This window comes from Streptomyces sp. NPDC054847 (assembly GCF_053610925.1).
Genome location: NZ_JBSGZJ010000317.1, coordinates 1 through 8,554 on the forward strand (window position 1 = coordinate 1; position 8,554 = coordinate 8,554).

9 protein-coding genes are annotated in these 8,554 nt (G+C 69.9%); all 9 read left to right on the forward strand.

Going from position 1 to position 8,554, the window contains the following annotated elements:
- Positions 1-163: 163 nt before the first annotated feature.
- Complete coding sequence (gene ftsW, locus ACWGH4_RS25500; RefSeq protein ID WP_453465038.1) at positions 164-1,486, forward strand: putative lipid II flippase FtsW; 1,323 nt, start codon at positions 164-166, stop codon at positions 1,484-1,486.
- 6 nt (positions 1,487-1,492) lie between these two features.
- Positions 1,493-2,587 (forward strand): undecaprenyldiphospho-muramoylpentapeptide beta-N-acetylglucosaminyltransferase, encoded by a 1,095-nt coding sequence (murG, locus tag ACWGH4_RS25505; protein ID WP_189475473.1) that lies wholly within the window; start codon positions 1,493-1,495, stop codon positions 2,585-2,587.
- 13 nt (positions 2,588-2,600) lie between these two features.
- Positions 2,601-3,416, forward strand: a complete 816-nt coding sequence (locus ACWGH4_RS25510) for a cell division protein FtsQ/DivIB (protein ID WP_453465025.1) — start codon at positions 2,601-2,603, stop codon at positions 3,414-3,416.
- Between the two features lie 284 nt (positions 3,417-3,700).
- Positions 3,701-4,906 carry a cell division protein FtsZ gene (ftsZ, locus tag ACWGH4_RS25515; RefSeq protein ID WP_453465028.1) on the forward strand — a complete coding sequence of 402 codons (1,206 nt, stop codon included), beginning with the start codon at positions 3,701-3,703 and terminating at the stop codon, positions 4,904-4,906.
- Positions 4,903-5,652: a peptidoglycan editing factor PgeF gene (gene pgeF / locus ACWGH4_RS25520; protein ID WP_453465030.1), complete on the forward strand. Its 750-nt coding sequence runs from the start codon at positions 4,903-4,905 to the stop codon at positions 5,650-5,652. Before ftsZ ends, pgeF begins: the two co-directional genes overlap by 4 nt.
- On the forward strand, positions 5,649-6,368 hold the full coding sequence (locus ACWGH4_RS25525) for a YggS family pyridoxal phosphate-dependent enzyme (RefSeq protein ID WP_441264306.1): 720 nt from the start codon (positions 5,649-5,651) through the stop codon (positions 6,366-6,368). The genes pgeF and ACWGH4_RS25525 overlap by 4 nt, the downstream gene beginning before the upstream one ends.
- A gap of 124 nt (positions 6,369-6,492) precedes the next feature.
- Positions 6,493-7,098, forward strand: a complete 606-nt coding sequence (locus ACWGH4_RS25530; RefSeq protein WP_441264307.1) for a cell division protein SepF — start codon at positions 6,493-6,495, stop codon at positions 7,096-7,098.
- Between the two features lie 70 nt (positions 7,099-7,168).
- The gene (locus ACWGH4_RS25535; RefSeq protein WP_005318710.1) at positions 7,169-7,465 is read left to right on the forward strand and encodes a YggT family protein; all 297 of its coding nucleotides are present in this window, start codon (positions 7,169-7,171) and stop codon (positions 7,463-7,465) included.
- A gap of 49 nt (positions 7,466-7,514) precedes the next feature.
- On the forward strand, positions 7,515-8,554 hold a 1,040-nt coding region (locus tag ACWGH4_RS25540; protein WP_453465035.1), incomplete at its 3' end, for a DivIVA domain-containing protein.

The following is an 8,554-nucleotide window of genomic DNA, read 5'->3' on the forward strand; positions in this document are numbered from 1 at the left end:
GGGTGCGCCGGGCCGGGCAGCCGCCGCCGGAGGCGCGGTACGCGCCGCAGGGGCGTGGATCGCCGGGCTGGTGCCCGCAGGGCCGGTGCCCGCCCTCGCCGGGGCGGGCGGCGCCGTGCCCGTGGGGCGCGTACCCGCTCTCGCCGGCGGAACCGGCATCGCGCTGCGGAGCCGCACCGGCGGGGACGTCCGGCGCGCGCCCCGTGTGCGGGGCGGCGGGACACGTGCCCCGCGTACCCCCGACAGCGGGCCCCGTGGGCCCCGGCGGCTGTACGAGCAGGCGCGCAGGGCCTGGGACCGGCCGCTCACCGCCTACTACCTGATCCTCGGCAGCAGCATGCTGGTCACCGTTCTCGGTCTGGTGATGGTCTACTCCGCGTCGATGATCCAGGCGCTGGAGTACTCGCTGCCCGCCTCGTACTTCTTCCAGAAGCAGTTCGTCGCCGCGGTCATCGGTACCGTCCTGCTGCTGGTCGCTTCCCGGATGCCGGTCAAACTGCACCGGGCGCTGTCCTACCCCCTCCTGGTGATCACCGTCTTCCTGATGGTGATGGTGCAGGTGCCCGGGATAGGGCATGCGGTCAACGGCAACCAGAACTGGATCTACCTCGGCGGCCCCTTCCAGCTCCAGCCCAGTGAGTTCGGCAAGCTGGCGCTGATCCTGTGGGGCGCGGACCTGCTGGCCCGCAAGCAGGACCGGCGGCTGCTGACCCAGTGGAAGCACCTGCTGGTGCCGCTGGTCCCGGTCGCCTTCCTCCTCCTCGGCCTGATCATGCTCGGCGGGGACATGGGCACGGCGATCATCCTCACCGCGATCCTGTTCGGTCTGCTGTGGCTGGCGGGGGCCCCGACCCGCCTCTTCGCGGGGGTGCTCGGCATCGCCGGTATCGTCGGTCTGCTGCTGATCAGGACCAACGAGAACCGGATGTCCCGGCTGTCCTGCATCGGTGCGATCGACCTCGGACCGGAAGGCGAGTGCTGGCAGGCCGTCCATGGCATCTATGCTCTTGCGTCTGGCGGATGGTTCGGTTCCGGTCTCGGTGCAAGTGTGGAAAAATGGGGCCAACTACCCGAACCGCACACCGACTTCATCTTCGCCATCGCCGGGGAGGAACTGGGCCTGGCGGGGACGCTGTCGGTGCTCGCCCTGTTCGCGGCTCTAGGCTATGCGGGTATCCGCGTCGCCGGACGCACGGAGGACCCCTTCGTGAGGTACGCGGCGGGAGGCGTCACCACGTGGATCACGGCCCAGGCCGTGGTCAACATCGGTGCGGTGCTCGGTCTGCTGCCGATCGCCGGCGTCCCGCTGCCGCTCTTCTCCTACGGAGGGTCCGCGCTGCTGCCGACGATGTTCGCCGTCGGGCTGCTGATCGCCTTCGCGCGAGAGGATCCCGCGGCAAAGGCGGCCCTGGCCGTGCGGAGGCCCGGGGTGAGATGGAAGACGATGAGACGGCGCGTCAAGAAGCGTCCGTCCGGAGAGCGGTGAATTTCGGTGCATGTCGTACTCGCCGGTGGGGGGACCGCCGGCCACATCGAGCCCGCGCTCGCCCTCGCGGACGCCCTGCGCAGGCAGGACCCGAGCGTGGGCATCACAGCCCTCGGCACGGAGCGCGGTCTCGAGACCAGGCTTGTGCCTGAGCGCGGCTACGAGCTGGCGCTCATCCCCGCAGTTCCGCTGCCGCGCAAACCCACACCCGAGCTGATCACCGTCCCGGGACGGCTCCGGGGCACCATCAAGGCGGCGGAGCAGATCCTCGAGCGGACCAAGGCCGACTGCGTCGTCGGCTTCGGCGGTTACGTCGCGCTGCCCGGCTACCTCGCGGCCAAGCGCCTCGGGGTGCCGATCGTGATCCACGAGGCCAACGCCCGTCCCGGCCTCGCCAACAAGATCGGCTCGCGGTACGCCGCCGGCGTGGCCGTCGCCACGCCCGACAGCAAGCTCCGCAACTCCCGGTACATCGGCATCCCGCTGCGCCACACCATCGCGACGCTCGACCGCGCGAGGGTCCGCCCCGAGGCGCGCGCCGCCTTCGGCCTCGACCCCAACCTGCCGACGCTGCTGGTCTCCGGCGGCTCGCAGGGCGCCCGCCGCCTCAACGAGGTGATCCAGCAGATCGCTCCGGTGCTCCAGCGCTCCGGGATCCAGATCCTGCACGCGGTCGGCCCGAAGAACGAACTGCCGCGCGTGGACAACATGCCCGGAATGCCGCCCTATGTGCCGGTACCGTACGTGGACCGGATGGATCTCGCGTACGCCGCGGCCGACATGATGCTGTGCCGCGCGGGAGCGATGACCGTCGCCGAACTCTCCGCCGTGGGCCTGCCCGCCGCTTACGTACCGCTGCCGATCGGCAACGGCGAACAGCGGCTCAACGCCCAGCCGGTGGTGAAGGCGGGTGGCGGACTGCTGGTGGACGACGCCGAACTGACCCCCGAGTGGGTCCAGGGCAACGTCCTTCCGGTGCTGGCCGATCCGCACCGGCTGTACGAGATGTCGCGTGCGGCCGCCGAGTTCGGCCGCAGGGATGCCGACGATCTGCTCGTCGGCATGGTGTACGAGGCGATTGCTGCACGCCGGCAGGCGTGAGAAGGCAGGGAGCGTGGCCGGACCGACCACCGCCGAACGCGGTGCGCGCAAGCCCCCGGACGGACCGGAAGGACCGGACGGCAAGGCCCGCCCGCACCGCGAGGACACTCCCGCCGGCCGTTTCCGGCGGCCCGGTCCCCGCTCCCTGCTGATCGCCCTCGGCGCGATCGCCCTTGTCGCGGGTGCGCTCTGGCTGCTCTACGGCTCCTCCTGGCTGCGCGCCGAGCAGGTGGCCACCCGGGGTACCCGCGTCCTCACGCCCGGTGAGGTCCGCGCCGTGGCGGCGGTGCCGATCGGCTCTCCGCTCATCTCGGTCGACACCGACGCCATCGAGGCCAGGCTGCGACAGGAACTGCCGCGAATCGAGTCCGTGGCGGTCGAACGGTCGTGGCCGGACGGTATCGAACTGGTCGTGACCGAGCGAAAGCCGGTCCTGCTGCTCGAAAAGGGAGCAAAGTTTGTCGAAGTGGACGCAACCGGAGTGCGGTTCGCCACGGTCGGCAAGGCGCCCGCGGGTGTTCCCCTGCTCCAGCTGGAAGTTGACGACTCGCCAAGTCTGAACCGATTCGGGGCGGACCGGCTCGTCGCGGAAGCGGTCCGGGTCAGAAGTGAACTTCCCGCGAAAGTCGCATCCGATCTACAGAGCATGAAAGTAGTCTCATACGACTACATCTCCCTGGAGTTGAGCGGCAATCGCACCGTGGTGTGGGGCAGCTCGGGGGAGGGCGGGGCGAAGGCGCGGGCGCTCGAAGCACTCATGAAAGCAGCCCCCCAGGCCGGGCACTTCGATGTGAGCGCGCCCAGCGCCCCTGCCTCATCGGGGAGTTGACGCGCATCTGTGCTGGCCAGCACCCTGGTTGGTCATTGCTGTGCGTGATCACATAGGGTGAAAAGAAAAACGGGAGGTTCGGCGTGTTCGTTGAACGGGCGCCACTTGTCGACTTAGTGTCCTGTTCGGAAGAGTCCAGGGAACAGACACACTGGTAACCCTAAACTTCAGCGTTAGGGTTCGGGTCGGCAGCCGGCTGGTCGGGCCGTCCCAATTCGACATCAGTCGTCGCAGCGCGGCCCCGCGAGGCGGCGACACGTAACTCGAGGCGAGAGGCCTTCGACGTGGCAGCACCGCAGAACTACCTCGCAGTCATCAAGGTCATCGGTGTCGGCGGCGGTGGTGTCAATGCCATCAACCGAATGATCGAGGTCGGTCTCAAGGGCGTCGAGTTCATCGCTATCAACACGGACGCTCAGGCGCTGTTGATGAGCGACGCCGACGTCAAACTCGACGTCGGCCGCGAACTCACGCGAGGCCTCGGCGCCGGAGCGAATCCGGCAGTCGGTCGCAAGGCGGCAGAGGATCACCGCGAGGAGATCGAGGAGGTCCTCAAGGGGGCCGACATGGTCTTCGTCACCGCCGGCGAAGGCGGCGGCACCGGCACCGGCGGCGCACCCGTCGTCGCCAACATCGCCCGCTCGCTGGGCGCCCTCACGATCGGCGTGGTCACCCGCCCGTTCACCTTCGAGGGCCGGCGGCGTGCGAACCAGGCGGAGGACGGCATCGCCGAACTCCGCGAAGAGGTCGACACCCTCATCGTCATCCCGAACGACCGGCTGCTGTCCATCTCGGACCGCCAGGTCAGCGTGCTGGACGCCTTCAAGTCGGCGGACCAGGTACTGCTGTCCGGTGTTCAGGGCATCACCGACCTCATCACCACCCCGGGTCTGATCAACCTCGACTTCGCCGACGTCAAGTCCGTGATGTCCGAGGCCGGCTCGGCCCTCATGGGCATCGGTTCGGCCCGCGGCGACGACCGTGCCGTGGCCGCGGCGGAGATGGCGATCTCCTCGCCGCTCCTCGAGGCGTCCATCGACGGCGCACGCGGCGTGCTGCTCTCCATCTCCGGCGGCTCCGACCTCGGCCTGTTCGAGATCAATGAGGCGGCCCAGCTCGTCAGCGAGGCGGCCCACCCCGAGGCCAACATCATCTTCGGCGCCGTCATCGACGACGCGCTCGGCGACGAGGTCCGGGTCACGGTCATCGCGGCCGGCTTCGACGGCGGTCAGCCGCCGACCCGCCGGGAGAACGTGATCGGCTCGGCCTCCAAGCGCGACGAGCAGGCCCCGACCCCGCCCCGCGGTAGCGACGGCCCCCGCTCCACCGGGCTCGGCACCGTGCCCGTGCGCGAGGAGCCCACGCCCGCGGAGCCGGCTCCGGTCGCGAGCGACCTGGGATCGCCGGCCGGCCCGGCGCAGGTTCCCACGGCCCGTCCGTACCCGGACAGCCAGGCGGAAGAGCTGGATGTTCCGGACTTCCTGAAGTGACTGTGCAGCACGACGCGATACACGAGAGCGGCGCGCACTTCGCCTTCACCGACCGGTGGGGCGGGGTGAGCGCCGTTCCGTACGAGGAGCTGAACCTCGGCGGCGCCGTCGGCGACGACCCCGCAGCCGTGCTGGCCAACCGCGAGATCGCGGCCAGGTCCCTGGGGCTCGCCCCGGAGTCGGTGGTCTGGATGAACCAGGTGCACGGCAACGACGTCGCCCAGGTGGACGGCCCGTGGCCGACCCCGGACGTGCCGGCGGTCGACGCGCTGGTCACCGCACGGCGCGGCCTCGCCCTCGCCGTGCTCACCGCCGACTGCACACCGGTTCTGCTCGCGGACCCGGTCGCCGGAGTGGTGGGAGCGGCGCACGCGGGACGTCCCGGGATGATCGCGGGCGTCGTGCCCGCCGCCGTCGAGGCGATGCGGAAGCTCGGCGCGGAACCGGAGCGCATGATCGCCCGAACCGGACCGGCCGTCTGCGGTCGCTGCTACGAAGTACCCGAGCAGATGCGGTCGGAAGTGGCCGCCGTCGAGCCGGCCGCCTGGTCGGAGACGAGCTGGGGGACGCCGGCCGTCGACGTCACGGCCGGGGTGCACGCACAGCTCGAGGCGCTCGGGGTGCGCGACCGCCGGCAGTCCGGGGTCTGCACACTGGAATCGCGCGACCACTATTCCTACCGGCGTGACCGCACGACCGGACGGCTTGCCGGATACGTCTGGCTGGAGGACCGGAAGACCCCATGACCGACCGCAGAACCGAACTCGCCAGGAATCTGGCGGCGGTGGAGGAACGTATCGCCTCCGCCTGCGCGGCAGCGGGCCGCGAGCGGGACGAGGTGACCCTGATCGTGGTCACCAAGACCTATCCGGCGAGCGATGTGCGACTCCTCCACGAACTCGGTGTGCGTCATGTGGCGGAGAACCGTGATCAGGACGCGGCCCCCAAGGCCGCCGCCTGCGCGGATCTGAACCTTCGCTGGCACTTCGTCGGTCAGTTGCAGACCAACAAGGTCCGTTCTGTCGCGAGTTATGCCGATGTGGTGCAGTCCGTCGACCGCCCGAAGCTCGTTTCCGCCCTCTCCGCCGCCGCGGTGCGGGCGGAACGCGAACTCGGCTGCCTGATCCAGGTCGCGCTGGACGCCGAGTCGGGCCGGCAGGGGGAGCGCGGCGGCGTCGCGCCGGACGGGATCGAGGAGTTGGCGGCGGCGGTGGCCGGCTCGCCAGGACTGCGGCTCGACGGACTGATGACCGTCGCGCCGCTGGCCGGACCGTACGCGGGACGGCAACAGGCGGCGTTCGAGCGGCTGATGGAATTCTCATCAAGCCTGCGCGCAGCCCATCCGGCTGCGAACATGGTGTCAGCAGGGATGAGTGCGGACCTCGAGCAGGCCGTCGCGGCCGGAGCGACACATGTGCGCGTCGGTACGGCGGTACTCGGAGTCCGACCCCGGCTCGGGTAACGTCGCGAAGCAAGTCGGACCACAGTAGAAAATATGGTCATTCCCGCCCAAAGCGGGCAGACCGAGTGGATCGCGGGCACTTGGTGACGAATGCCGATCCACCACAGAGCGGAGGACTCAGAGAATGGCCGGCGCGATGCGCAAGATGGCGGTCTACCTCGGCCTCGTGGAGGACGATGGGTACGACGGCCGGGGTTTCGACCCCGATGACGACTTCGAACCCGAGCCGGAGCCCGAGCGGGAGCACCGGCGGCACCAGCCTCCCCGCCAGATCGAGCGTGAGGAGCCGGTGCGGGTCCCGGCGCCGCCCGCACCGCGCGAGCCGGTTTCCCTCCCGGTCGACAGTGGACGCCCGGCGCGGATCGCCCCCGTGGCATCCATCACACCTGAACGCCCGAGCATGGAGAAGAGTGCACCGGTGATCATGCCCAAGGTCGTGTCCGAGCGGGAGCCCTACCGCATCACCACGCTGCATCCGCGGACCTACAACGAGGCCCGTACCATCGGGGAACACTTCCGCGAGGGCACCCCCGTGATCATGAATCTCACGGAGATGGATGACACGGACGCGAAGCGACTTGTCGACTTTGCCGCGGGACTCGTCTTCGGTCTGCATGGCAGCATTGAGCGGGTGACGCAGAAGGTGTTCCTGTTGTCGCCTGCTAACGTCGATGTCACGGCGGAAGACAAGGCCCGCATCGCAGAGGGCGGGTTCTTCAACCAGAGCTGAGAAAAGACACCGGGAACGACCCGGCCGAACGGCCGGGGAAGACGAGAGTCAGGGGAGAGGGAAGCGCGGGATGGGCGTCGCACTGGATGTGGTCTACATCGCGCTGATGTGCTTCCTTGTCGTGCTGATCTTCCGGCTCGTCATGGACTACGTCTTCCAGTTCGCCCGTTCATGGCAACCCGGCAAGGCGATGGTGGTCGTTCTGGAGGCCACCTACACTGTCACCGATCCACCGCTCAAGCTTCTGCGGCGATTCATCCCGCCGTTGCGTCTCGGGGGCGTGGCACTCGACCTGTCCTTCTTCGTTCTGATGATCATCGTCTACATCCTGATCTCCATCGTGCGCGGCTTGGGGAACTCGATGTGAGCGATACGGTCCTGCCGACTGCCGACGACTACGTAGAGGTGAAGAAGAGATGCCGCTGACTCCCGAGGACGTGCGGAACAAGCAGTTCACGACCGTCCGCCTCCGAGAAGGCTATGACGAGGACGAGGTCGATGCCTTCCTCGACGAGGTCGAGTCCGAGCTGACCCGTCTGCTCCGCGAGAACGAGGACCTGCGCGCGAAGCTGGCCGCGGCGACGCGTGCCGCCGCACAGAACCAGCAGCAGCAGCAACAGGGCATGCGTAAACCGCCGGAGCCCCAGGACGGCCGCGGCCCGGGCGGTCCCGGTGCCCCCGTGCCCGCCGCCATATCGGGACCGCCGGTCCAGCAGCAGCCCCCGCAGATGGGTCCGCCCCAGCTGCCGGGCGGAGCACCGCAGTTGCCGGCCGGTCCCAGCCACGGCGGCCCTCAGGGTCCAGGCGGCCCGATGGGCCACGGCCCGATGCAGGGCGGACCCATGGGTGGCCCGATGGGCGGCCCCATGGGCGGACACGGCGGCCCGCAGGGCCCCGGTCCGATGGGTCAGGGACCCGGCGGGGACAGCGCCGCGCGCGTGCTCTCGCTGGCCCAGCAGACCGCTGACCAGGCGATCGCGGAGGCCCGTTCCGAGGCCAACAAGATCGTCGGTGAGGCGCGTTCGCGCGCCGAGGGCCTGGAGCGGGACGCCCGCGCCAAGGCCGACGCCCTCGAGCGGGACGCGCAGGAGAAGCACCGCGTCGCCATGGGCTCCCTCGAGTCCGCGCGCGCCACGCTGGAGCGCAAGGTCGAGGACCTGCGGGGCTTCGAGCGCGAGTACCGGACCCGGCTGAAGTCCTATCTGGAGAGCCAGCTGCGTCAGCTGGAGACCCAGGCGGACGACTCCCTGGCCCCGCCGCGCCAGCCCGCGGCCGCGTCGCTGCCGCCGTCCCCGGCGCCTTCCATGGCACCGGCCGGCGCGAGCGCCCCGTCCTACGGCAACCAGACGATGGGCGGCCACGGGCCGTCGCCGTCCGGCCCGTCGTACGGCGGCCAGCAGCAGATGTCGCCGGCGATGACCCAGCCGATGGCACCGGTGCGGCCGCAGGCCGGGCG

What these genes read in the sequence shown, in the direction of transcription:
- ACWGH4_RS25525 (WP_441264306.1), top strand. Translation starts at nt 5,649, where the DNA reads ATGACCGACCGCAGAACCGAACTCGCCAGGAATCTGGCGGCGGTGGAG.
- ACWGH4_RS25530 (WP_441264307.1), top strand. Translation starts at nt 6,493, where the DNA reads ATGGCCGGCGCGATGCGCAAGATGGCGGTCTACCTCGGCCTCGTGGAG.
- ACWGH4_RS25535 (WP_005318710.1), top strand. Translation starts at nt 7,169, where the DNA reads ATGGGCGTCGCACTGGATGTGGTCTACATCGCGCTGATGTGCTTCCTT.